Source organism: Vibrio sp. 10N (genome assembly GCF_036245475.1).
GTDB lineage: Bacteria > Pseudomonadota > Gammaproteobacteria > Enterobacterales > Vibrionaceae > Vibrio.
In genome coordinates, this window is record NZ_BTPM01000001.1 from 302,285 (window position 1) to 325,923 (window position 23,639).

General features: G+C 47.1%; 24 protein-coding genes. 22 read left to right on the forward strand and 2 right to left on the reverse strand.

Going from position 1 to position 23,639, the window contains the following annotated elements:
- Window position 1 precedes the first annotated feature (1 nt).
- From mutL to AAA946_RS01550, 12 genes are all read left to right on the forward strand, one after another.
- Window positions 2-2,050 (forward strand): DNA mismatch repair endonuclease MutL, encoded by a 2,049-nt coding sequence (mutL, locus tag AAA946_RS01495; protein ID WP_338163358.1) that lies wholly within the window; start codon window positions 2-4, stop codon window positions 2,048-2,050.
- A complete protein-coding gene (gene miaA, locus AAA946_RS01500; RefSeq protein WP_338163359.1) occupies window positions 2,047-2,994 on the forward strand; it encodes a tRNA (adenosine(37)-N6)-dimethylallyltransferase MiaA in 948 nt (315 codons plus the stop codon). The genes mutL and miaA overlap by 4 nt, the downstream gene beginning before the upstream one ends.
- 188 nt (window positions 2,995-3,182) lie before the next feature.
- A complete protein-coding gene (hfq, locus tag AAA946_RS01505; RefSeq protein ID WP_338163360.1) occupies window positions 3,183-3,446 on the forward strand; it encodes an RNA chaperone Hfq in 264 nt (87 codons plus the stop codon).
- Window positions 3,447-3,490: 44 nt separating this feature from the next.
- Window positions 3,491-4,780: a ribosome rescue GTPase HflX gene (gene hflX / locus AAA946_RS01510; RefSeq protein WP_338163361.1), complete on the forward strand. Its 1,290-nt coding sequence runs from the start codon at window positions 3,491-3,493 to the stop codon at window positions 4,778-4,780.
- Between the two features lie 45 nt (window positions 4,781-4,825).
- Window positions 4,826-6,037, forward strand: coding sequence for an FtsH protease activity modulator HflK (gene hflK, locus AAA946_RS01515; RefSeq protein ID WP_338163362.1), 1,212 nt, complete (start codon window positions 4,826-4,828; stop codon window positions 6,035-6,037).
- Window positions 6,038-6,039: 2 nt separating this feature from the next.
- The gene (gene hflC / locus AAA946_RS01520) at window positions 6,040-7,020 is read left to right on the forward strand and encodes a protease modulator HflC (RefSeq protein WP_338163363.1); all 981 of its coding nucleotides are present in this window, start codon (window positions 6,040-6,042) and stop codon (window positions 7,018-7,020) included.
- A 61-nt stretch (window positions 7,021-7,081) separates the two neighbouring features.
- Window positions 7,082-7,270, forward strand: coding sequence for a DUF2065 domain-containing protein (locus AAA946_RS01525; RefSeq protein ID WP_338163364.1), 189 nt, complete (start codon window positions 7,082-7,084; stop codon window positions 7,268-7,270).
- A gap of 133 nt (window positions 7,271-7,403) precedes the next feature.
- Window positions 7,404-8,720, forward strand: a complete 1,317-nt coding sequence (locus AAA946_RS01530; protein ID WP_338163365.1) for an adenylosuccinate synthase — start codon at window positions 7,404-7,406, stop codon at window positions 8,718-8,720.
- A 193-nt stretch (window positions 8,721-8,913) separates the two neighbouring features.
- The gene (gene motX, locus AAA946_RS01535) at window positions 8,914-9,600 is read left to right on the forward strand and encodes a flagellar protein MotX (protein ID WP_445206046.1); all 687 of its coding nucleotides are present in this window, start codon (window positions 8,914-8,916) and stop codon (window positions 9,598-9,600) included.
- Window positions 9,601-9,713: 113 nt separating this feature from the next.
- On the forward strand, window positions 9,714-12,197 hold the full coding sequence (gene rnr, locus AAA946_RS01540) for a ribonuclease R (RefSeq protein ID WP_338163366.1): 2,484 nt from the start codon (window positions 9,714-9,716) through the stop codon (window positions 12,195-12,197).
- A gap of 18 nt (window positions 12,198-12,215) precedes the next feature.
- The gene (gene rlmB, locus AAA946_RS01545; RefSeq protein ID WP_042478943.1) at window positions 12,216-12,953 is read left to right on the forward strand and encodes a 23S rRNA (guanosine(2251)-2'-O)-methyltransferase RlmB; all 738 of its coding nucleotides are present in this window, start codon (window positions 12,216-12,218) and stop codon (window positions 12,951-12,953) included.
- A gap of 123 nt (window positions 12,954-13,076) precedes the next feature.
- Window positions 13,077-14,414: an IS4 family transposase gene (locus AAA946_RS01550; protein WP_338163367.1), complete on the forward strand. Its 1,338-nt coding sequence runs from the start codon at window positions 13,077-13,079 to the stop codon at window positions 14,412-14,414.
- A gap of 78 nt (window positions 14,415-14,492) precedes the next feature.
- Here the strand turns inward: AAA946_RS01550 and AAA946_RS01555 are convergent, their stop codons facing one another.
- Entirely contained in the window at window positions 14,493-14,720 is a 228-nt protein-coding gene (locus AAA946_RS01555; RefSeq protein WP_042478959.1) for a SlyX family protein, read from the reverse strand.
- A 4-nt stretch (window positions 14,721-14,724) separates the two neighbouring features.
- Window positions 14,725-15,705, reverse strand: coding sequence for a WD40 repeat domain-containing protein (locus tag AAA946_RS01560; RefSeq protein ID WP_338165750.1), 981 nt, complete (start codon window positions 15,703-15,705; stop codon window positions 14,725-14,727).
- A gap of 166 nt (window positions 15,706-15,871) precedes the next feature.
- On the opposite strand from AAA946_RS01560, the gene fkpA reads away from it, so the two are divergent.
- The 10 genes from fkpA (at window position 15,872) to AAA946_RS01610 (ending at window position 23,581) form a co-directional block, all read left to right on the forward strand.
- Complete coding sequence (gene fkpA / locus AAA946_RS01565; protein ID WP_338163368.1) at window positions 15,872-16,660, forward strand: FKBP-type peptidyl-prolyl cis-trans isomerase; 789 nt, start codon at window positions 15,872-15,874, stop codon at window positions 16,658-16,660.
- A 187-nt stretch (window positions 16,661-16,847) separates the two neighbouring features.
- Window positions 16,848-17,564 (forward strand): helix-turn-helix transcriptional regulator, encoded by a 717-nt coding sequence (locus AAA946_RS01570; protein WP_042503248.1) that lies wholly within the window; start codon window positions 16,848-16,850, stop codon window positions 17,562-17,564.
- The gene (gene tusD, locus AAA946_RS01575) at window positions 17,565-17,960 is read left to right on the forward strand and encodes a sulfurtransferase complex subunit TusD (RefSeq protein WP_338163369.1); all 396 of its coding nucleotides are present in this window, start codon (window positions 17,565-17,567) and stop codon (window positions 17,958-17,960) included.
- On the forward strand, window positions 17,957-18,313 hold the full coding sequence (gene tusC, locus AAA946_RS01580) for a sulfurtransferase complex subunit TusC (RefSeq protein WP_338163370.1): 357 nt from the start codon (window positions 17,957-17,959) through the stop codon (window positions 18,311-18,313). The genes tusD and tusC overlap by 4 nt, the downstream gene beginning before the upstream one ends.
- Window positions 18,314-18,320: 7 nt before the next feature.
- A complete protein-coding gene (gene tusB, locus AAA946_RS01585) occupies window positions 18,321-18,584 on the forward strand; it encodes a sulfurtransferase complex subunit TusB (RefSeq protein WP_338163371.1) in 264 nt (87 codons plus the stop codon).
- Between the two features lie 175 nt (window positions 18,585-18,759).
- Window positions 18,760-19,134, forward strand: a complete 375-nt coding sequence (rpsL, locus tag AAA946_RS01590) for a 30S ribosomal protein S12 (protein WP_004399892.1) — start codon at window positions 18,760-18,762, stop codon at window positions 19,132-19,134.
- A 120-nt stretch (window positions 19,135-19,254) separates the two neighbouring features.
- On the forward strand, window positions 19,255-19,725 hold the full coding sequence (gene rpsG / locus AAA946_RS01595) for a 30S ribosomal protein S7 (RefSeq protein ID WP_042478937.1): 471 nt from the start codon (window positions 19,255-19,257) through the stop codon (window positions 19,723-19,725).
- Window positions 19,726-19,802: 77 nt separating this feature from the next.
- Window positions 19,803-21,899, forward strand: a complete 2,097-nt coding sequence (gene fusA, locus AAA946_RS01600) for an elongation factor G (protein ID WP_038224544.1) — start codon at window positions 19,803-19,805, stop codon at window positions 21,897-21,899.
- 123 nt (window positions 21,900-22,022) lie between these two features.
- A complete protein-coding gene (tuf, locus tag AAA946_RS01605; RefSeq protein ID WP_338163372.1) occupies window positions 22,023-23,207 on the forward strand; it encodes an elongation factor Tu in 1,185 nt (394 codons plus the stop codon).
- Between the two features lie 185 nt (window positions 23,208-23,392).
- Window positions 23,393-23,581, forward strand: a complete 189-nt coding sequence (locus tag AAA946_RS01610) for a (2Fe-2S)-binding protein (protein WP_042502742.1) — start codon at window positions 23,393-23,395, stop codon at window positions 23,579-23,581.
- Window positions 23,582-23,639 lie beyond the last annotated feature (58 nt).

The following is a 23,639-nucleotide window of genomic DNA, read 5'->3' on the forward strand; positions in this document are numbered from 1 at the left end:
TGTGACGATTAAGACCTTACCCGCAAGACTGGCGAACCAAATCGCGGCGGGTGAAGTCGTTGAGCGACCAGCGTCAGTCGTCAAAGAGCTGGTCGAAAACAGCTTAGACTCCGGCGCGACTCGTATCGATATTGATATCGAGAAAGGTGGCGCTAAGCTTATCCGAGTTCGAGATAATGGTAAGGGTATTCCTAAAGAGGAGTTGCAGTTGGCGTTGAGTCGGCATGCGACCTCGAAAATTCACACCCTTGATGATCTCGAAGCTATCATGAGTTTGGGCTTTCGAGGGGAAGCGCTAGCGAGTATTAGTTCGGTGGCAAGGCTGACTCTCACATCTCGTCCCGCGACTCAGCAGCAAGCTTGGAGTGCCTATGCTGAGGGGCGTGATATGGCGGTTAAGCTTAAGCCTGCTGCGCACCCAATTGGTACAACGCTCGAAGTGTTGGATCTATTTTTCAATACTCCTGCACGCCGTAAGTTCTTGAGAACCGAAAAAACCGAGTTTAATCATATTGATGAACTGCTTAAGCGAATTGCTTTGAGTCGGTTTGACGTCTCTATAAACCTCAAACATAACGGAAAACTTGTTCGCCAATACCGCGCAGCAAAAACCGAACCTCAATTAGAAAAGCGCATTGCGGCCGTCTGCGGTGCTGCGTTTGTTCGGCACATGCTGAAAATTGAACTGGAGCATAATGATCTCAAGCTGCACGGTTGGATCACGACCCCAGAAGGGGCGCGTGCCCAAAGCGATCTGCAATATTGCTATGTGAATGGCCGTATGATGAAGGATAAACTCATCAATCATGCGATTCGTCAAAGTTACGAAAGCAGTTTGGCGCCCGAGCAGTATGCCGCTTATCTGTTATTTATTGATATCGACCCGCATCAAGTGGATGTGAATGTGCACCCCGCCAAACATGAGGTGCGTTTTCATCAGGCAAGATTGGTGCATGATTTTATCTATCAGGCATTAAGTGATGCACTGGTGCAGGCGAAATCCATTGATGCGCCAATAGCATCAAACTCGGCGTTCAGTCATAGCGAACCTGTGGTGGAGTCAGAAGAGGTTCTGCATGCTCAGTGTGAAGAACCAGAGCAAAGCTCGATGCCATCAGCAAGCGTGCCTCAATCTTCAGTCGCGGACTCCCCTGTGTCCGAGTCGTTGATTCAAGCTGTTGAGAGCATTCCTGCTTATCCAGGCCGTGCGGATTACCAGCCACGCAGTGAACCTTCTCAGCGTGATCGCAGTGACAGCGCTCGAGAGGGTAGCCGTGACAATCGTGTTGAAGAACCTTATGTTCGAAATGAATGGAGTTCCAGTCGTGGCACATCCAAACCTCAGCCGCGCTCGCAAGATAAAGCGCCGAGTGCGGAAGAGGTCAGAGTCTATCAAGCGTTAATGCAAACGCCTGATGTGACGTTACCTGAAGAAGCGCCCATTCAAGAGCCCGAGTTAAAGCAAGATACGCCAACGCTCAATGTGGTCATTGAGCGCATAGGAAAAGCGGTGACGATGGCCGATGCAGCCTATGTACTAGTGAAAGCTGAGCCATGCTGTGCCTTGGTCTCCCTGCGCCGAGCTGAATTCTATAAGCTGTTTGCGCAGCTTGATCCGAAAGCCGAGCCGCTGAAGATGCAGCCACTATTGGTACCATTGTCACTCAAAGTCAACGCGGAGCAGCAGCAAGTCGCTGAGGCCCACCAAGCTCTATTGCTTAGCTTTGGCATTGACCTGACTGTTCGTCACAAACAGGCGCTAATGGTAATGGGGGTGCCAGCACCTTTACGACAGCAAAATTTGCAATTGTTAATTGATGAAATGCTGTCATACTTGGCGACCCTTGAGCAGCAAGACCTCAACCCAAGCCGTTTAAGCTTATGGTTAACGAAAAAAGTGCTGCAAGTGAAAAGTAGCTACACTTTATCTGAATCTGTTCAGTTACTCGGTAATCTTGAGCAGCTATACGACGGTAAGCTACCTTTGAGCGATCCTAAATTTGTCCGCCCTGTCGATTTTACGGCCACAATTGCAGCGTTTTCATCATGAGCCAACAATTACCCCTAGTTCTGTTTTTAATGGGTCCTACCGCTTCTGGTAAGACTGAGTTAGCGATTCGTCTTCGTCAGCAATATCCAGTTGAGATTATCAGCGTAGACTCTGCGCTTATCTATAAAGGCATGGATATTGGTACGGCTAAGCCTGATGCCGAAGAGCTCGCACTGGCACCGCACAGACTGATTGATATTCTCGATCCCGCGGAGTCGTACTCTGCGGCTGATTTCCGCCGCGATGCACTGAATGAAATCGCTAAAATCCACGCAGAAGGCAAGATCCCGCTGCTTGTGGGGGGCACCATGCTCTATTTCAAAGCTTTGCTTCAAGGTTTATCTCCACTGCCTGCCGCGAATCCTGAGATCCGAGCGCAAATTGAAAAAGAGTCACAGGAGAAGGGCTGGCAAGCACTTCATAATGAACTTAAGCAGATAGATCCTGTCTCAGCAGAGAGGATTCATCCAAATGATCCACAACGTTTGTCGCGTGCGCTAGAGGTGTATAGAATCTCTGGTAAGTCATTGACAGAATTGACTGAGACCAAGGGTGAACCACTGCCGTTTCGCGTTAAACAATTTGCGGTAGCGCCCAAAGATCGCGCTTTGTTACATAAACGGATTGAATTGCGCTTCGAGAAAATGATACAAGCAGGCTTTGAAGATGAAGTCAAAGCGTTATATGCTCGTGAAGATCTTCACCCAGATCTGCCGTCGATCCGTTGTGTCGGCTACAGACAGATGTGGGAGTACTTAGATGGCGAGAGCACGCTAGATGATGCGGTTTTCCGCGGCATCTGCGCGACTCGACAATTGGCCAAACGACAAATCACCTGGTTAAGGAGTTGGGATGATTTGGTTTGGCTTGATAGCGAACACATTGAGGATTCAATGAAAACTCTCACAGACGCCATAGCATCTGATGGTGTTAACTGTGTATAATGTGGGCGCTTTTGCGTAGAAATACCCAAAAAGGAACTGAGTTTTGTTTTCAAAGACAATTGTTGTTCTATGATTATAAAACTAAGGGGTATTTCATTGGTTTAGCTCAGATGCAAAGGCAGCACCAAATTGCAGTGCACCAATAGCTAAATAATTAAAACTACAATATTAATATAAGGAAAATAAAAATGGCTAAGGGGCAATCTCTTCAAGACCCATTCCTAAATGCACTACGTCGCGAGCGTATCCCAGTTTCTATCTACCTAGTGAATGGCATTAAGCTACAAGGTCAGATTGAATCGTTTGATCAGTTTGTGATCCTTCTAAAAAACACAGTAAACCAAATGGTTTATAAGCATGCGATTTCAACGGTTGTTCCTGCCCGTGCAGTTAGCCACCACAGTGGTGAGCGTCCTGGCAATGACCGTCAACAAGAGAAATCTGACGATTAATAATAAATCTCTTAAAAACAGATATTTAAATAGGAGTTGGTCGCTTGTTTGACCGTTATGAATCGGGTGAACAGGCTGTACTTGTTCATATCAACTTCACGCAAGAAGGTGAGTGGGAAGATCTCAGCGAATTTGAAATGCTGGTGTCATCTGCAGGTGTTAACGCGTTACAGACTGTAACGGGAAGCAGACAATCTCCTCACCCTAAGTACTACGTAGGGGAAGGAAAAGCCCAAGAAATCGCACAAACGGTGCAATTGACCGGTGCTGATATTGTGATTTTTAATCACGCCCTTTCCCCTGCCCAAGAGCGTAACCTTGAAAGTCTGTGTAAATGTCGAGTGTTGGATCGTACCGGTCTGATCCTCGACATTTTTGCCCAACGAGCCCGTACCCACGAAGGTAAGTTGCAAGTTGAGCTAGCACAGCTACGTCATATTTCGACAAGGCTGATCCGAGGTTGGACGCACCTTGAAAGGCAGAAAGGTGGTATTGGCCTGCGTGGTCCTGGCGAAACCCAGCTGGAGACTGACCGTCGATTGCTGCGTGATCGCATCAAAGCGATTTTGCGTCGCTTGGAGAAAGTTGCCAAGCAACGTGAGCAGGGCAGACGTGCAAGAAGTAGAGCCGAAATCCCAACGATTTCCCTGGTGGGCTACACCAATGCGGGCAAATCTACACTGTTTAACCGCATTACTGAAGCTGGGGTGTACGCAGCTGACCAGCTATTCGCAACCCTAGATCCCACACTAAGAAAGATTGAATTGGCGGACGTAGGTTCGGCAATTTTAGCGGACACGGTCGGATTTATCCGTCATCTTCCGCATGATCTTGTCGCTGCATTTAAGGCAACCTTGCAAGAAACGCAGGAAGCTGACATTTTGTTACATGTTGTCGATGCCAGTGATGAGCGTTTTCGTGAGAATATTCAAGCTGTTCATGACGTGCTAGAAGAAATTGACGCCCATGAGGTGCCAACTCTCGTCGTAATGAACAAGATAGATAATCTAGATGGCCAGCGTCCACGTATAGAACGTGACGACGAAGGTATTCCGAGAACCGTTTGGGTCTCTGCCATGGAAGGGCAAGGCATCGAACTGCTGTTCGACGCGCTCACAGAGCGTTTAGCAAGCCAAATGGTTCAGTATCAGCTACGAATTCCACCCATGCACCAAGGGCGTTTTCGCAGCACATTTTTCCAGATGAATTGTATTCAACGAGAAGAGTATGATTCTGAAGGTAACTTGTTGATTGATATTCGGATGCAACAAGTAGATTGGTCTAGACTTGAAAAAAGAGAAGGGGCAGTTTTGAGTGGCTTTATAGTTACTTAAAGGACTGCTACAGTATAACGTCATACTAAATGATGGAGCTTCCTAATGGCGTGGAATGAGCCTGGTAATAATAATGGAAATAACGGCCGCGATAAGGACCCTTGGGGGAACAACAATCGCGGAGACCGTAATCAAGGTGACCGAAATAGCGGTGGCCGTGATCAAGGACCGCCTGATTTAGATGAAGTCTTTAATAAGCTGAGTCAAAAAATCGGTGGTAAATTTGGCAAGCGTGGTGGCGGTGGCCCATCCATTGGCGGCGGCGGTAGTGCAATTGGCTTCGGCGTAATTGCGTTGATCGCAGTAGTCATTTGGTTCTTTTCCGGCTTCTACACCATTAGCGAAGGTGAGCGTGGCGTCGTGCTTCGCTTAGGCAAGTTTGACCGCATTGTTGATCCGGGTCTGAACTGGCGTCCTCGCTTTATTGATGAGTATGAACCGGTAAACGTTCAGGCGATTCGCTCTTTGCGCGCCTCTGGTACGATGTTGACTAAAGACGAGAACGTTGTTTCTGTCTCAATGGACGTTCAATACCGTGTCTCTGAACCATACAAATACCTATACGTGGTGACCAACGCAGATGACAGCTTGAGTCAAGCAACCGACTCTGCTCTTCGTGCTGTAATTGGTGACTCATTGATGGATAGCATTTTGACCAGTGGTCGTCAGCAAATCCGTCAAAGCACTCAAGAAACGCTAAACGAAATTATCGATAACTACGATATGGGTTTATTTATCGTTGACGTCAACTTCCAGTCGGCACGTCCGCCTGAGCAAGTTAAAGATGCATTCGATGATGCGATTGCGGCTCGTGAGGATGAAGAGCGTTTCATTCGTGAAGCAGAGGCGTACAAGAACGAAGTTATTCCGAAAGCGACAGGTCGCTCTGAGCGTTTGAAGAAAGAAGCTCAAGGTTATTCTGAGCGCATTACTAATGAAGCGCTTGGTCAAGTAGCTCAGTTCGAAAAACTGCTACCTGAATACCAAGCGGCACCAGAAGTAACGCGTAATCGTTTGTACCTAGATACGATGGAAGAAGTGTACTCTAGCACCTCGAAAGTGCTTATCGACTCTGAGTCGAGCGGTAATCTTCTATATCTTCCAATTGACAAGTTAGCTGGTCAAGAGGGTACGTCGAAGTCACGTAAACCGAAAGAAACCTCAGTTTATGAAGAGATCCAGTTGGATCCAGTGACTACCGACTCGTCTAATAGCAGCAACTCGCGCAATAACACGACTCGTCAAGGGAGATACTAATCATGCGTAAATTGATGATACCAGTATTAGTCGTTGCCTTAGCATTGATGCTGATGTCTTTGTTCGTTATCCCAGAAGGTGAGCGAGGAATCGTAATTCGATTCGGTCGTGTACTGAGTGATGACAACAATGTGTCTCGTATCTACGAGCCAGGCTTGCACTTCAAAATGCCACTGTTCGACCGTGTGAAGACGCTAGATGCGCGTATTCAGACTATGGACGGCCGTGGTGACCGTTTCGTAACGTCTGAGAAAAAAGACGTAATCATTAACACCTACGTTAAGTGGAAGATTGAAGATTTCCGTCAATACTACTTGGCAACAGGGGGCGGTAATGCGCTGACGGCAGAAGCGCTACTTGAACGTAAAGTGACTGACGTACTTCGCTCTGAAATTGGTGCGCGTGAAATCAAGCAAATCGTTTCAGGTCCACGTAACGTCGATGTACTACCAGACAGCGCTGATAGTGAAGAGGTGACTACTGAAGCTGCACGCCAAGCGCTAGAAATCGATGGTGAGCGTGACAAGATCATGGTCAACGTATTGAACGATACGCGTGAGAGTGCAATGACTGACTTGGGCGTTCGTGTTGTTGATTTCCGAATTAAGAAAATCAACCTACCGGATGAGATCAGTGAGTCGATTTATCGTCGTATGCGTGCTGAGCGTGAATCTGTAGCGCGTAGACACCGTTCTCAAGGTCGCGAGAAAGCAGAAGTTATCCGTGCACAAGCCGAGCTAGAAGTAGCGACGCTATTAGCGGAAGCGGACAAAACAGCTCGTGTTACACGAGGTGGTGCGGACGCAGAAGCGGCGGCTATTTACTCGGCGGCGTACAACAAAGATCCTGAATTCTTCAGTTTCTTGCGTTCGCTGAGTGCATACAAAACCTCTTTCTCAGATAAGAGTGACATCTTGGTTCTAGACCCGAACAGCGAGTTCTTCCGTTACATGAACGACATGAACGGCGCTACGGCTAAATAACCAATCACTAGTTGATACAATAGGGCTCCTGCGGGAGCCCTATCTTTTTGGAGAACAGAAAATGTCTGAGTCAATTTGGATTGCATTAGGTTTAGTGTTAGTAGTGGAGGGGTTGGGTCCATTACTTGCCCCTAAAGGCTGGAGAAGCATGGTATTGCAATTGGCACAACAGCCCGATGAGCAAATTCGCCGAGTGGGTGGATGTCTCGTCGTCGCCGGGGCTGTGATCACGATTATGCTGCTAAATTAGACACAAACGTTGACTTTTTATTAATCAGCATCAGCTACTTATCGCTGTATGACGGTTTTATGCTTAAAAAATGACTGCATAATTGTGATTTCGGTGCTAGAATCCTTTTTTAACTAGCAATCAGATTGGAAAGATGGGAAATAACGTAGTCGTTCTGGGCACCCAATGGGGTGACGAAGGTAAAGGTAAAATCGTAGACCTTTTAACTGAAGATGCAAAATACGTGGTTCGCTACCAAGGCGGTCACAATGCAGGCCACACTCTAGTCATTGACGGTGAAAAAACCGTTCTTCATTTGATTCCATCAGGTATTCTTCGCGACAACATCAAGTGCGTTATCGGTAACGGTGTTGTTCTTTCTCCTGAAGCTCTAATTAAAGAAATGAAGCCTCTAGAAGAGCGCGGCATTCCAGTACGTGAACGTCTTTTCGTTTCTGAAGCTTGTCCTCTAATTCTTCCTTACCACATCGCTATCGACCAAGCGCGTGAAATCGCTCGTGGCAAGAAAGCGATTGGTACAACCGGTCGTGGCATCGGTCCAGCGTACGAAGATAAAGTAGCGCGTCGCGGTCTACGCGTTGGTGACCTATTTGACAAAGAAGTCTTTGCAGAGAAGCTAAAAGAAGTAATGGAATTCCATAACTTCCAACTAGAGCACTTCTACAAAGCTGACACCGTTAGCTACGAAGAAGTACTAGAGCAATGCATGGGTTATGCAGATCTACTAACTTCAATGGTTATCGATGTAACTGACGAACTTGACGCAGCACGCAAGCGTGGCGACAAGATCATGTTTGAAGGCGCTCAAGGTACACTGCTTGATATCGACCACGGTACTTACCCGTACGTAACCTCTTCTAACACAACAGCAGGTGGTGTTGCAGCAGGTTCTGGTTTTGGTCCTCGTCACATTGGTTACATCCTTGGTATCACTAAGGCGTACTGTACTCGCGTAGGTTCAGGTCCATTCCCGACAGAACTTTACGACGGTGTAGACAAGCAAGACCCAATTGGTAAGCACCTAGGTACTGTTGGCCACGAGTTCGGCGCAACAACTGGTCGTCTACGTCGTACTGGTTGGTTCGATGCTGTGGCAATGCGCCGTGCAATCCAAATCAACTCAATCTCTGGTTTCTGTCTAACTAAGCTAGACGTACTAGACGGTCTGGAAGAGCTAAAAATCTGTACTGGTTACAAGATGAAAGACGGCTCTATCCTAGAAGTATCGCCAATGGCTGCTGAGTCATTTGAACAAGCGACACCTATTTACGAAACAATGCCAGGTTGGTCTGAGACTACATTTGGTGCAACGTCTATTGAGCAGCTTCCTCAAGCAGCACTAGACTACATCAAGCGCATTGAAGATCTAACGGGTGTACCAGTAGACATCATTTCTACCGGTCCTGACCGTAACGAGACAATCATTAAGGTTCACCCATTCGAATCTTAATCGGTCTCTAAAGACTCCAAGCCAGCGATACTTCGCTGGCTTTTTTTTGCCTGCAATTTACCCTCTCACTTTTCATACTGTGATCTTGTGCCAAGTATTTGACGGCTTTGTCTGTGAAGACAAGAAAAGTGGCAAAATATTGCCGTTTTTCCTAAAGCGTGGCGGACGGCTGCCGATAAAAATGAGACCATTGATGAGTTTTGTACAGTGGGCAGACGTTAAGTATGAGGAGCAGGAAAAAGTGATTAAGCGACACAAACTGGCAGCACTTGTTTGCATGGCGCTACTTGGCTCTGTGAAATCAGTACAGAGTAAGGAGCTAGGTGCCCCGATCCCGATCTACTCAGAAGACGAACTGATTGGTTTGATCGAAGAGAACCGCCATCTTGCTCGCGTCAAAGAGGACAATTGTCAGCTTGTTGAAGATATCATGGCGCGTGCCACGCGCATCAGTCTGCCTTCTTATGAATTCCTCTATGGTGACATGTTGGCTTGGGGAGTATGTGTCCCTCAAGATGTGGATCTTGGTCTCTACTACATGGAAAATGCCGCTCATCAAGGCCTACCTGTTGCGCTTGAGCAATTGGGTCGATACTACTCAAAAGGTACCTTCGTACAGCAAGATAAAGAGCGTGCGATCCCATATTTCCGTGAAGCGGCCTCTATGGGCAACATCGACGCCCGCATCCAATTAGCCGAGCTTCTGCTGCGAGATTACGGCAGTCCACTAGACTACGAAGACGCCTATCGTTGGCTGTACAATTCGGTCACACCAGATGGTCGCAAACACAAGCGTATTTCCATGTTAAGACGCGGCCTTGAGCAGCGTATGCCGGAAAATATTATTGCTCGTGCCAAGCGTCGCACGGCATTTTGGTAATCTGAGCCCATCATCTATCCGATGAATTAGATACAGAAAGCTAAAGCAATTCTGTAGCTTATCTGCTGCGTCAGTTATAATCGACCTATCCCTCCTAAAATATAGGTCTGACGATGTCGAAAAAGCCTAGCGATATAAAAGTAGACGACCCTTTTGCTGCAAGAGAGTCTGAGAACTACGAAAACCCCATCCCAAGCCGAGAGTTCATCTCTGACTTCCTAGAAAGCGTTAATGTCCCAATGAACAGAAACGATCTGTTTGAAGCCTTGGGTCTGTCTGGTGAAGAGCAGTATGAAGGCTTGCGTCGTCGACTGCGTGCGATGGAGCGTGACGGCCAGTTGGTGTTTACTCGACGTCAATGCTACGCCTTGCCAGACAAGCTCGAAATGATCAAAGGCTACGTCATTGGTCATAAAGATGGCCATGGCTGGGTTCGACCTGAAGGGAGCATGAATAAAGACAATGATGTGCTATTGCCACATCATCAAATGCGTACCTTGCTGCATGGTGACTTCGTATTGGTTCAGCCATCCGGTACCGATAAGCGAGGCCGCAAAGAAGGCCGATTAGTTCGCGTGCTTGAGGAACGTAAGACGCAGGTTGTTGGTCGTTTCTTCATGGAATACGGTTATGCCTATGTTGTGGCGGATGATTCCCGCATTAGCCAAGATATCCTGATCCCTAATGAGCACCGAGGCGGTGCACGTATGGGTAATGTGGTCGTGGTTGAAGTGACCGATCGCGGCAGTCGCTCCCGTGGCATGATGGGACAAGTGGTTGAAGTACTGGGTGAGAATATGGCGCCGGGTATGGAAACACAAATTGCTATTCGCACTCATCAAATTCCTCATGAGTGGCCTGAAGAAGTCGAAAAGCAAGTGAAGCAGTTCGGCGAGTTCGTGCCTGAAGAGGCTAAAGAAGGGCGTGTTGATCTACGTGAACTCCCGCTAGTCACTATCGATGGCGAAGACGCACGAGACTTTGATGATGCGGTTTACTGTGAACGCAAGAAAAGCGGTGGCTGGCGTTTGTGGGTAGCGATTGCAGATGTTAGCTACTATGTTCGTCCAAACACGCCACTCGACAAAGAAGCGATCGTACGTGGTAACTCAGTGTATTTCCCATCTCAGGTTGTGCCTATGCTTCCAGAGGTGCTGTCTAATGGTCTTTGTTCACTTAACCCACAAGTGGATCGCTTGTGTATGGTGTGTGAAATGACCATCTCTGAGACCGGTAAGCTGTCGGGCTATAAACACTACGAAGCGGTAATGAACTCTCACGCGCGCCTGACTTACAACAAGGTGAGCGACATTCTAGAAGGCAGCGAAGAGCTACGTGAGCGTTACAGCGCTGTGGTTCCTCATCTTCATGAGTTGCACAACATGTATCAAGTGCTCAAGCGTGCACGTGATAATCGTGGTGCGATTGAGTTTGAAACGGTTGAAACTAAGTTTATTTTCAATGCCGACCGTAAGATCGACCGCATCGAACCTGTGGTTCGCAATGATGCACACAAGATCATCGAAGAATGTATGATCCTGGCGAACATTGCTTCTGCTTCTTTGGTTGAGAAAGCTAAAGAGCCATCACTTTACCGAGTGCACGAAACTCCGGGTGAAGAGAGACTGCAAGGCTTTAGAGACTTCCTTGGTGAGCTAGGCCTAGATCTATCCGGCGGTCTTGAGCCGTCGCCGACCGATTATGCTGAGCTGATCAAAAAGATTGGTGAACGTCAGGATAAAGAGCTGATTCAAACTATGCTGCTGCGCTCTATGAAACAGGCAGTTTACAACGCAGATAACGCGGGGCACTTTGGCTTGGCGCTAAAACGCTACGCGCACTTTACCTCGCCAATTCGTCGTTATCCAGATTTGCTGCTGCACCGAGCAATCAAGTACCTCATTGCCAAACAAGAAGGTCGTAATACCGACCGCTGGACGCCAACCGGTGGTTACCACTACTCGTTTGACGATATGGATTACTACGGCGAGCAGTGTTCCATGACCGAGCGCCGCGCCGACGACGCAACTCGTGATGTGGCAGACTGGCTCAAGTGTGAGTACATGCAAGACCACGTAGGTGAAGAACTCGATGGCGTGATTGCCAATGTGACTGGCTTTGGCTTCTTTGTGCGTTTAACAGAACTGCACATCGATGGCCTAGTGCATATTTCGTCACTGGCGAACGACTACTATCAGTTTGACCCTATTGGTCAGAGACTTATCGGTGAAAGCTTTGGTGCGATTTACCGTTTAGGCGACGCCGTTAAAGTCAAAGTGCTGTCGGTTAACCTCGATGATAAGCAAATAGACTTTGAATTAGTCGAAACAAGTCGTAAGCTACGCGGCAAAGGAAAAACGGCGAAAAAACGCATGGCAGAAGCTGAGAAGAAAAAAGCCAAAGCCAAACAGCGTGTCGCAGAAGTCAGAGGCAAGCGCAGCCCGAAAGCCGCGAAGCCAATGGTCGAAGCCACCAAACGCCCAGATGGACAAGAAGAGGATGTACTTCCTCATAAACGTAAGAAGTCCAAAGCAACCAAATCTCGCAGCAATAAAGCGCGCCAAAACAAGGCTCGCGGCAAAGCGAAGAAGAAATAACGAATTCAGGATTATTCCATGAGTAATGAATTTATTTACGGTATCCACGCGATTAAAGCCGTTCTTGAAAAAGACCCAGTGCGCTTTGTGGAAGCCTATGTACTAAAAGGGCGTCAAGACGATCGCTTGATGCCGCTGCTGAACGAACTTAACCAAATTGGTGTGTCGATTCAGCAGATGAACCGCAAAACACTAGATGACAAAGCCAGCGGCGCTAACCACCAAGGCATCATCGCTAAGGTAAAACCGGCCAAGCAGCTTAATGAAAACGATCTTGATGATGTACTAGCGCAGCATGAACAGCCGCTACTGCTTATTCTTGATGGTGTTACCGATCCGCATAACCTTGGCGCTTGCTTGCGTAATGCAGATGCGGCGGGTGTGGCGGCGGTTATCGTACCTAAAGATCGCTCTGCACCAATGACTGCAACGGTAAGTAAGGTAGCGTGTGGAGCAGCAGAGACAGTGCCCCTTATCCGTGTGACCAACTTGGCGCGTACCATGCGTGCGCTGCAAGAGAAGGGCATCTGGATTGTAGGTACAGCAGGTGAAGCGACGCACGATATCTATCAAGCGAAGCTGTCTGGCTCTCTTGCGGTAGTCATGGGGGCAGAAGGTGACGGTATGCGTCGTCTAACGCGTGAAACCTGTGATGACCTAATCAAGATCCCAATGGCGGGTGCGGTATCGAGCCTGAATGTGTCAGTGGCATCGGGTATCTGCCTATTTGAAGCGGTTCGTCAACGCGCGCTTTAATTCGCATTCTAATAACGACAAAGCCCCAGCATAAGACTGCAATGTAGATCAGATAAGGATCGGTTGACCGATCCTTCTGATGAGAGACAATCGGAAACCTGTTTATAGGTTTCCGATTTTTTTATGTCTATTCAAAACTTCTTTGCCGACTTCCTCGAAGAAAACCCTGTCGATGTAGCTCAGCTCACCACATTCTCTGAACATATTCCTGATGAGTGGGTCGCTAAAGCAGCCTCTCTGTCTGATAAAGCGACAATCCGTCGACGCCGACTACCGAGTGATATGGTTTTGTGGTTAATTGTTGGTATGGCTTTTTTCCGTAATGAACCCATTGCCGAAGTCGCACGGAGAATGAACGTCTGTGCTGATGGCCTTGCTGATGAAGAACTGTTGGCAAAGAGCGCTTTAACCCAAGCAAGACAGCGCTTAGGTAAAGCAGCACCAGAATGGCTGTTTAAGCAATGCGGAAAAACATGGGGGCTTGAGCGATACCCTGATGATACTTGGCAAGGCCTACAGGTTTTTGCTGTAGATGGTGCTCTTTTTAGAACAGCTGACACACCCGAATTAAGAGAACATTTTGGCTCTGGTAATACGTCTAGCAACAGGCAAACACCTCATCCAGTATTGAGGGTTGTGACAATGATGAATGTTCGCTCTCATGTCATCGTTGATGCAGCGATAAGCCCGTATCGCCGAGGTGAAATCCCTCTAGCGATGCCCTTCATCAACGCTTTACCAGACAACTCTGTGACATTACTGGATAAAGGGTTTTATGGAGCAGATTTACTACTTTCTCTTCACAACAGTGGAATAAATAGACATTGGCTTCTCCCTGCAAAGAAAGGAGTCAAATATACCCTACTGGACGATAAAGAAAGCAGTGACATGCTAGTAGAGATGAAGACCTCTCCACAGGCTCGTAAGAAGAACCCTAATCTTCCTGAGAAATGGACAGTCAGGGCGGTCACTTACGAGGTCCAAGGTAAATCCAAGACGGTGTTTACCTCTCTTCCTAGAGACAAGTATGACGCTCAATCCGTGGCAGAGCTTTATCATGAAAGGTGGGAGATAGAATTAGGTTATCGTGATATCAAGAGTTCGATGCAACATAACGCTTTAGTGTTGAGAAGCAAAACAGTCGATCTCGTCTATCAAGAGCTATGGGGACTGCTACTTGGTTATAACTTGGTGAGACGAGAAGCTAGTCAAGCCGCAGTTGAACACGGGCGCTTACCTAATGAAATAAGTTTTAAGTATGCTTGCCAATTTATAGCCAGCCAGCTCAAAGTGATGAGTAAAGCGGTATCCTTAGGTAACACGCCGAAACGCTTAAAGAGCCTTCGAGGCGACCTATCCATCCTCTTTATAGACAAACGCCCTAAGCCAAATCGGCCTAGGGCGGTAAAAATATCAAAAACCCGATACCCTGTTAATCGCAACGCAGCTCCTCTTAAATGAACTACGTTGCAGCATAAGACTGGGGCTTTGTTTTATCTGTAACTCGCTAAGCGATTAAATCGCTCGATGCAGAGTGCCTTAATAGTGGGGAGGCGGTGTCTCTTCCGATGGATCCGCCAAGTTTGAGGTATCCATGTTTTTCACTTTGCCAACTACATATTTCATCTGATCTTGCATCTTGCTGATAAGCAGCTGTTGTTGAGTCAGCGCATCATTAAGCTCTTCGATGGTCTGCTCTTGGAATGCCATTTTGCACTCCATATCATTAATTCTCTCTTCGAGAGCTTGAATCTCTTTATTACTCATAATGTCACTCACTAATTTTCCAAGCTTGGATGACGCCAGCTGACGAGGCAGAAAGCACGCGCTGGTTGCTCTCAAAGGCGGCATCATACACTACTCCCCGTGGTGGGCGAACATCTTTTAGTAGTTCCACTTCGTAGCCTTCCAATCGCTTACCCGTTTCGGTGTTCCACACCATGAGTCGAGAGGAAGGGGAGCCGGTGACGAGTAGCTTACCATCATCAGAAAATCGTGCTGAAGAGAAAATAAGCTGACGGGTCCAGGTACTTAACTCACTGACTTTATCGCCGGTTTGTAAATCCCAAATGATGGCATCATTGCCGGTATCCGAAGTTAGGGCATAGCGGCCATCGCGCTGCAGCTCAACGGTACCGACTCGTTGTAAATGCTCAAACCTTTGCAAGATTTGTCCAGACTCGGTACTCCAAAAATAGCCATTATGATCATTTCCTCCTGAAAGGGCGTATTTCCCATTTGGGGATAAAGCAACAGAATTAACTTTTTCAACGTGAGCAAGGAACTCTAGCCGCCTTCCAGTGACTAAATCGATGAATATTGCTTTACCGTTGCTAAGGCCGATTAATACTTCGTCTCCGCTGTTACCTAGGGCAATATCTTGGATAAGCCCGTCAGCGACAGACCAAAGACCGGTTGATTGTGACCAAGCCAAATCCCAAATCGCAAAGTTGGTTTGGGTTGCGGTGATGGCGAAGCGGCCATTATCGCTAAAGCGGATAAGGGAAATGATGTTCTCGTCGGGATCTTGAATACCCAAGCGAGATAGGATTTTATTTTGCTCGAGATCCCAAAGCTGAAGGTGTTGCTGCTTGGAATAAAGCAAAGCAAATCGGGCGTCACGGCTAAGCGCTATGGCGGTTGTGCCCTCAAGAGCAAGTTCCCAGCGCTGCTCAGACTCGGTGGAGAATAAGCAGCCATTTAACAAGCCGATGACAATTAGCCACAGCCCAGAATGAGATATTATTCGCATCATTACTGTTATTCCACGTTGAGTATTGAGTTTAAGCTAGTATATTTATAGTTTGAGCTAGTAGAAAATAGTTACTAGATTTAGTTAGTTACACATGCTGATAAAACAGATCTTCAAAGCATGGCTAGCGATTAAGTCTACAAGAAGTCCATCATTGGAGAAATAAATGAAATCACTATTTAAAGTGTCGCTGCTTGCTGCGACAGTTATGTTGGCAGTCGGTTGTCAAAAAGAAGAAGAACCAAAAGTAGAGCCAGCAGCGCAAGAGCAAGTTCAAGCTGAGACAGGCAAAGCGGTTCACTTTAAAACAGAAGATGACAAAGCAGCTTACGCGATTGGTGTCTCTTTCGCGAACTACCTAAGCACAAGCATCGAGAAGCCAGCTGAGTTCGGTATCGAACTTAAAAAAGAGTTGGTACTAAAAGGTATCGAACAAGCGTTTGCGGGTAATGCAGAGCTAAGCGAAGAAGAGATCCGTGCGGCGCTTGAGGGTCTAGACAAGCGCGTTGCTGAAACCATGCAAAAGCAAGCGGCTGAAAAAGCGGCGGCAGCTATGAAGGCGGGTGAAGAGTTCCGTACAGAGTTTGCTAAGCAAGAAGGTGTCACTGCAACAGAATCTGGTCTTCTTTACCAAGTTGAGACTGAAGGTACTGGCGCACAACCAAAAGACACTGACACTGTTCAAGTTCACTACAAGGGTACGTTAATCGACGGTACTCAGTTCGACAGCTCTTACGATCGTGGTGAACCAGCGACGTTCCCACTGAATCGTGTTATTCCAGGTTGGACTGAAGGTGTTCAGCTAATGAAAGTGGGTTCTAAGTACAAGTTTGTGATCCCGCCAGAGCTAGCATACGGTGAGCAAGACACTCCAACCATTCCAGCAAACTCAACATTGGTATTCGAAGTTGAGCTACTGAAAATTGAAGGTGATGACACTCAAGCCACTCAGTAATGCTTGATTAGTCACGAAAAAAGCTCACTTCGGTGAGCTTTTTTTATGGTGATAGGAGTTTGGGATGACAAAATAACGCCCTTTTTTTGCCCTAAATCACTAGTTCGTGACATACATAGGGTAGCCCTCAAATTTTCTGATAAACTTACGTTAATTTTTTTAAAGTATTTTTTCTCTTTAGGGTCCAATGACTGTGACTGAAATTACCAACCCAGATGAGCTGCTCGAAATGGAGTCCGTCGATGTGGCGCCATTCAGTGAGCACGATAAAATCATCTTACAATCCTATGAAGCGGTAGTAGATGGGCTTGCGAGCTTGATCGGACCGTTTTGTGAAATCGTATTGCACTCACTAGAGTCGCTAAACACCTCGGCAGTGAAAATTGCTAACGGTGAAAACACCGGCCGTCAGGTAGGCTCACCTATCACGGATTTAGCGCTGAAAATGTTGAAAGACATCGAAGGCTCTGAGCGTAACTTCTCTCGCTCTTACTTTACCCGTGCCAAAGGTGGCGTGTTGATGAAGTCGATCACTATTGCTATTCGCAATGGTGACAATCGCGTGATTGGTCTGCTGTGTATCAACGTGAACCTTGATGCACCGTTCTCTCAGATCTTACAATCTTTCATGCCTACGCAAGAGGCAAAAGATGCCGCTTCATCGGTTAACTTTGCAAGTGATGTGGAAGAGCTAGTCGACCAAACCGTTGAGCGTACAATCGAAGACATCAATGCCGACAAGTCTGTGTCGAACAACACCAAGAACCGTCAGATTGTGATGGAGCTTTACGACAAAGGTATCTTTGATATCAAAGACGCGATCAACCGCGTAGCCGATAGACTGAATATCTCTAAGCATACGGTCTACCTCTATATTCGCCAGCGTAAGACTGAGGACGAGTAATTGTCTGCACTGACCTATAGCCTAGTCGTCAACGGCTCAGTATATGGTAGCCAGTCCGCGCGCAATGCATACCAGTTTGCCAATGCGCTGATAGCAAAAGGACACAAACTGGTCAGCGTGTTCTTCTATCAAGACGGCGTCCACAACGCCTCTCGTTTGACCGTGCCAGCCAACGATGAATTTGATCTGGTTGCTGCATGGCAATCTCTTGCGGTTGAGCATAGTGTTCGTCTTGAAACGTGTGTCGCGGCTTCTTTGCGCCGTGGCGTATTGGGAAGCGATGAGGCATCGCAACATCAGCGCGATGCTGACAACCTTGGTGCAGGCTTTGAGCAAGCCGGTCTGGGTAGCCTAGCGAGCGCGATGCTTACACAAGATAGGGTGGTGCAGTTTTGACAACGTTAGCCTTTGTATTTAACTCACTACCGCATGCGAGTGCAGCAGGTCGAGAAGGACTCGATGCGCTGCTTGCCACGTCAGCGTTCACTGAGGACATCAAAGTGTTCTTTGTCGGCGATGGTGTAAATCAGCTGCGCAAAGGGCAACAGACTCAGTCGATTCTATCGAGAGACTACATCAGTGCATTCAAACTGATGGACCTTTACGACATAGAGCAAGTGTTTATCTGTGAGCAAAGCCTGCAGCGTTATCACTTAACGGAAGAAGAGCTGCTCATCTCTGCTCAAACTCTTCCAGCGGCGGCTATTGCCGATGAACTCAACCAGTGTCATAAAGTATTAACCTTCTAGGATTACCATGCTGCACATTATTAAAAGCGAAGTAGGCTTCCAACAGGCCAAGGCATACCTAAAAAAAGGGGATGACGTCCTTTTTGTCGAGAGTGCGTGTTACCTGGCAATGAGTGTTGATACGACTCAAGAGTGGCAGTGCTACTTTCTAGAACAAGATATGGACGCGCGTGGCTTAGTGAAAGAGGGTAAGGAGTCTTTGCAAGTGACCGATTTTAAAGGCTTTGTAGAGCTAACTGAACATCACATCGCCAGCACAACTTGGGACTAATCCTCTTTCTTATGTCTTAGTCATCGATACTGAGATACGCATATTCCAAAAAAGATCTGTATATTTCTTGACACACCTCTCACTGCTGCATAGAATTTTGCGTCCCTAATTGCCATTGGTGATTGGGGCTAGATTTTTCACAAAGCTTACTTTCAAGTAAATCAGGAGCTAGTTAATGGCAACTATTAACCAGTTGGTACGTAAGCCTCGTGCAAAGCAAGTTGTTAAAAGCAACGTGCCTGCACTAGAAGCGTGCCCACAAAAACGTGGTGTATGTACTCGTGTTTACACTACTACACCAAAAAAACCTAACTCAGCACTTCGTAAAGTATGTCGTGTTCGTCTAACGAACGGCTTCGAAGTAACTTCGTACATCGGTGGTGAAGGTCACAACCTTCAAGAGCACAGTGTTGTTCTAATCCGTGGCGGTCGTGTTAAAGACCTTCCGGGTGTACGTTACCACACTGTTCGCGGCGCACTTGACTGTGCTGGCGTAAATGACCGTAAACAAGGTCGTTCTAAGTACGGTGTGAAGCGTCCTAAGTCTTAATGCCCTTCTTTTTATAAAGAGAAGCGTTAAGTAAGGCCAAACACTAAAATTAAAATTTTAATTTTTGAAGAAACTGTAAAGTTTTGGATAACCTGAAGAATAAGACAACGGAGAAATTCCATGCCACGTCGTCGCGTAATTGGTCAGCGTAAGATCCTTCCAGATCCAAAGTTCAAATCTGAGCTGCTGGCAAAATTTGTAAACATCGTAATGGTTGACGGTAAGAAATCAACTGCTGAAAAAATCGTTTACGGTGCACTAGAAACTATGGCTGAGAAGTCTGGCAAAGACCACTTAGCTGTATTTGAAGAAGCTCTTGAAAATGTTCGCCCAGCGGTAGAGGTTAAATCTCGCCGTGTAGGTGGTTCAACTTACCAAGTACCTGTAGAAGTTCGTCCGGTTCGCCGTAACGCACTTGCTATGCGTTGGTTGGTTGAAGCTGCGCGTAAGCGTGGTGAAAAATCTATGGCTCAACGCCTAGCTGCTGAAATGCTAGACGCGTCTGAGAACAAAGGTACTGCGGTTAAGAAACGTGAAGACGTTCACCGCATGGCTGACGCTAACAAAGCGTTTGCTCATTACCGCTGGTAATACCTTTTCAGTGCTGCGAGGTTCTCTCGCAGCACTTTTCTATACTCTAAGGTTAACCTTAGTAAGAGGATACAATCGTGGCTCGTAAAACTCCTATTGAGCGCTATCGTAATATCGGTATCGTTGCTCACGTAGATGCAGGTAAAACAACCACAAGTGAGCGTATTCTGTTCTACACTGGCCTTTCTCACAAAATCGGCGAAGTTCACGATGGTGCTGCAACCATGGACTGGATGGAGCAGGAGCAAGAGCGTGGTATCACTATCACATCTGCTGCGACTACTACCTTCTGGCGTGGTATGGAAGCACAATTCCAAGATCATCGCGTAAACATCATTGATACCCCTGGACACGTTGACTTTACTATCGAAGTAGAGCGTTCTTTGCGTGTGCTTGATGGTGCAGTGGTTGTATTCTGTGGCTCATCAGGTGTTGAACCTCAGTCTGAAACTGTATGGCGTCAAGCTGATAAATATCACGTTCCACGTATGGTATTTGTGAACAAGATGGACCGTGCAGGCGCAGACTTCCTACGCGTTGTGGACCAAATTAAAAATCGTCTTGGTGCGAACCCAGTTCCAATCCAATTGAACATTGGTGCAGAAGATGAGTTCAAAGGTGTCATCGACCTTATCAAGATGAAAGCAATCAACTGGAACGATGCCGATCAAGGCATGACCTTCACATACGAAGAGATTCCAGCAGAACTGCAAGATGAAGCTGAAGAGTGGCGCAACAACATGGTTGAAGCCGCTGCGGAAGCAAGCGAAGAGTTGATGGATAAATACCTTGAAGAAGGCGAACTAACGGAAGCTGAAATCAAGGCGGGTCTGCGTACTCGTACACTAAATAACGAAATTGTACTCGCAACATGTGGTAGTGCATTTAAGAACAAAGGTGTGCAAGCGGTACTAGACGCGGTTATCGAATATCTTCCTTCTCCAGTAGACGTACCTGCGATTAAAGGTATCGACGACGATGAGAACGAAGTAGAGCGTCATGCTGACGACAACGAACCGTTCGCTGCACTTGCATTTAAGATTGCAACCGACCCGTTTGTAGGCACCCTTGCGTTTATGCGCGTTTACTCAGGTGTCGTAAACTCGGGTGATGCCGTTTATAACTCAGTGAAGCAAAAGCGTGAACGCTTTGGCCGTATCGTTCAGATGCACTCGAACAAGCGCGAAGAAGTAAAAGAAGTTCGTGCGGGTGACATCGCAGCAGCGATTGGTCTGAAAGACGTAACGACAGGTGATACCCTGTGTGACCAGAACCACAAAGTGATTCTAGAACGCATGGAATTCCCTGAACCAGTTATTCAGATCGCGGTAGAGCCTCGCTCTCAAGCTGACCAAGAGAAAATGGGTATTGCGCTAGGTAAACTAGCTGCAGAAGACCCGTCGTTCCGTGTGGAAACCGATGACGAAACTGGCCAAACGCTAATTTCAGGTATGGGTGAGCTTCACCTAGACATCATCGTTGACCGTATGAAGCGTGAATTCAGTGTTGATTGTAACGTGGGTAAACCTCAGGTTGCTTACCGCGAAACGATTCGCGGCAGCACAGAAGTTGAAGGCAAATTTGTTCGCCAATCAGGTGGTCGTGGTCAATATGGTCACGTATGGCTTAAGCTTGAGCCATCTGAAGCGGGTGAAGGGTTTGTGTTCGTTGACGAGATCGTGGGTGGTGTGGTTCCTAAGGAATACATCAGCTCGGTATCGAAAGGTATCGAAGAGCAGATGAACAACGGTGTGCTTGCTGGCTATCCTGTACTGGATGTCAAAGCAACACTGTATGACGGCTCTTACCATGATGTCGACTCTAGCGAGATGGCGTTTAAGATCGCCGGCTCGATGGCCTTCAGAAAAGGTGCGCTTGAAGCACAACCTGTTCTGCTTGAGCCAATGATGAAAGTTGAAGTAACGACTCCAGAAGATTGGATGGGTGATGTTGTTGGTGACCTTAACCGTCGCCGCGGCATGATCGAAGGTATGGATGACGGCCACGCAGGCCTTAAGATCATCCGTGCACAAGTACCGCTCTCTGAGATGTTTGGTTACGCAACTGACTTGCGTAGTGCGACCCAAGGTCGTGCGTCATACTCGATGGAATTTAGCGAATACGCTGAGACTCCAAAGAATGTGGCTGATGCGATTATTGCACAGCGCAGCTAATCAGCTATTGTTTAGTAATGAATCTGTTGCGTTGAGTAAAATTGACGCATAAAATAGCAAATTCTGGCGCGCCCCGACAAAATTCGTTCTCGGGGCGAATCATAACTAGGAAGGAACACGATCGTGTCTAAAGAAAAATTTGAACGTACTAAACCGCACGTTAACGTTGGTACTATCGGCCACGTTGACCACGGTAAAACAACTCTAACTGCTGCAATCTGTACTACTCTAGCTAAAGTGTACGGCGGTGAAGCGAAAGACTTCGCATCTATCGATAACGCTCCAGAAGAGCGTGAGCGCGGTATCACAATCGCAACTTCTCACGTTGAGTACGACACTCCAACTCGTCACTACGCACACGTAGACTGTCCAGGACACGCGGATTATGTTAAGAACATGATCACTGGTGCTGCACAGATGGACGGTGGTATCCTAGTTGTTGCTGCAACTGACGGCCCAATGCCTCAGACTCGTGAGCACATCCTACTAGGCCGTCAGGTTGGTATCCCATACATCATCGTATTCATGAACAAATGTGACATGGTTGACGATGAAGAGCTTCTAGAGCTAGTAGAAATGGAAGTTCGTGAACTTCTATCTGAGTACGAATTCCCAGGTGATGACCTACCAGTTATCCAAGGTTCTGCACTAGGCGCTCTAAACGGCGAGAAGCAGTGGGAAGACAAAATCGTTGAGCTTGCTGAAGCACTAGACTCTTACATCCCAGAGCCAGAGCGTGCAGTAGACCAACCGTTCCTACTACCAATCGAAGACGTATTCTCGATCCAAGGTCGTGGTACTGTTGTAACTGGTCGTATCGAGCGTGGTATCCTACGCGTAGGTGACGAAGTAGAAATCGTTGGTATCAAAGATACTACAACTACTACTTGTACTGGTGTTGAGATGTTCCGTAAGCTTCTTGACGAAGGTCGTGCTGGTGAGAACGTTGGTGCACTTCTACGTGGTACTAAGCGTGACGAAGTTGAACGTGGTCAAGTTCTTGCAGCTCCTGGCTCAATCAACCCACACACTAAGTTCGAGTCTGAAGTATACGTACTTTCTAAAGACGAAGGCGGCCGTCATACTCCGTTCTTCAAAGGCTACCGTCCACAGTTCTACTTCCGTACAACTGACGTAACTGGTGACATCTCTCTACCTGAAGGCGTAGAAATGGTAATGCCAGGCGACAACATCCAAATGAAAGTTGAGCTAATCGCTCCAATCGCAATGGATGAAGGTCTACGTTTCGCTATCCGTGAAGGTGGCCGTACAGTAGGTGCTGGTGTTGTTGCTAAGATCTTCGACTAATATTTAGTTGATAATCGCAATAAACGCGAAAAGAGGAGCTTAGGCTCCTCTTTTTTTATATGAAAAATAAATTTAATGTCGCTTCAGGGACTTACCTTAGTTAGGTCAATTTAGAGATAAATAGCACTGGTAACGCTAACAATTCTCGTTTATATTCTTCTGCGTGAATTGTGAAAGGTTGTATTATGTTTGTTTGTTTATGCCATGGCATCTCTGATAAAAAATTGCGTAAGCTCGCTATCGAAGAAGGCATCACCGATATGCGTACCATCAGAAAGTGCACGTCACTTGGCTCTCAATGTGGCAAGTGCGTTAAACAAGCAAAAGAAATCTTAAGCGAAACACAGGCGATGCAGTTTGCAAAAGTAAGCTAACCCTAAACCTTCGCTAGGTGACTTTGACACCTCCCCAATTGGTTCTACAGTTAATACT

What these genes read in the sequence shown, in the direction of transcription:
- miaA (WP_338163359.1), top strand. Translation starts at nt 2,047, where the DNA reads ATGAGCCAACAATTACCCCTAGTTCTGTTTTTAATGGGTCCTACCGCT.
- hfq (WP_338163360.1), top strand. Translation starts at nt 3,183, where the DNA reads ATGGCTAAGGGGCAATCTCTTCAAGACCCATTCCTAAATGCACTACGT.
- hflK (WP_338163362.1), top strand. Translation starts at nt 4,826, where the DNA reads ATGGCGTGGAATGAGCCTGGTAATAATAATGGAAATAACGGCCGCGAT.
- hflC (WP_338163363.1), top strand. Translation starts at nt 6,040, where the DNA reads ATGCGTAAATTGATGATACCAGTATTAGTCGTTGCCTTAGCATTGATG.
- AAA946_RS01525 (WP_338163364.1), top strand. Translation starts at nt 7,082, where the DNA reads ATGTCTGAGTCAATTTGGATTGCATTAGGTTTAGTGTTAGTAGTGGAG.
- AAA946_RS01530 (WP_338163365.1), top strand. Translation starts at nt 7,404, where the DNA reads ATGGGAAATAACGTAGTCGTTCTGGGCACCCAATGGGGTGACGAAGGT.
- motX (WP_445206046.1), top strand. Translation starts at nt 8,914, where the DNA reads ATGAGTTTTGTACAGTGGGCAGACGTTAAGTATGAGGAGCAGGAAAAA.
- rnr (WP_338163366.1), top strand. Translation starts at nt 9,714, where the DNA reads ATGTCGAAAAAGCCTAGCGATATAAAAGTAGACGACCCTTTTGCTGCA.
- rlmB (WP_042478943.1), top strand. Translation starts at nt 12,216, where the DNA reads ATGAGTAATGAATTTATTTACGGTATCCACGCGATTAAAGCCGTTCTT.
- AAA946_RS01550 (WP_338163367.1), top strand. Translation starts at nt 13,077, where the DNA reads ATGTCTATTCAAAACTTCTTTGCCGACTTCCTCGAAGAAAACCCTGTC.
- AAA946_RS01555 (WP_042478959.1), bottom strand. Translation starts at nt 14,720, where the DNA reads ATGAGTAATAAAGAGATTCAAGCTCTCGAAGAGAGAATTAATGATATG.
- AAA946_RS01560 (WP_338165750.1), bottom strand. Translation starts at nt 15,705, where the DNA reads ATGCGAATAATATCTCATTCTGGGCTGTGGCTAATTGTCATCGGCTTG.
- fkpA (WP_338163368.1), top strand. Translation starts at nt 15,872, where the DNA reads ATGAAATCACTATTTAAAGTGTCGCTGCTTGCTGCGACAGTTATGTTG.
- AAA946_RS01570 (WP_042503248.1), top strand. Translation starts at nt 16,848, where the DNA reads ATGACTGTGACTGAAATTACCAACCCAGATGAGCTGCTCGAAATGGAG.
- tusB (WP_338163371.1), top strand. Translation starts at nt 18,321, where the DNA reads ATGCTGCACATTATTAAAAGCGAAGTAGGCTTCCAACAGGCCAAGGCA.
- rpsL (WP_004399892.1), top strand. Translation starts at nt 18,760, where the DNA reads ATGGCAACTATTAACCAGTTGGTACGTAAGCCTCGTGCAAAGCAAGTT.
- rpsG (WP_042478937.1), top strand. Translation starts at nt 19,255, where the DNA reads ATGCCACGTCGTCGCGTAATTGGTCAGCGTAAGATCCTTCCAGATCCA.
- AAA946_RS01610 (WP_042502742.1), top strand. Translation starts at nt 23,393, where the DNA reads ATGTTTGTTTGTTTATGCCATGGCATCTCTGATAAAAAATTGCGTAAG.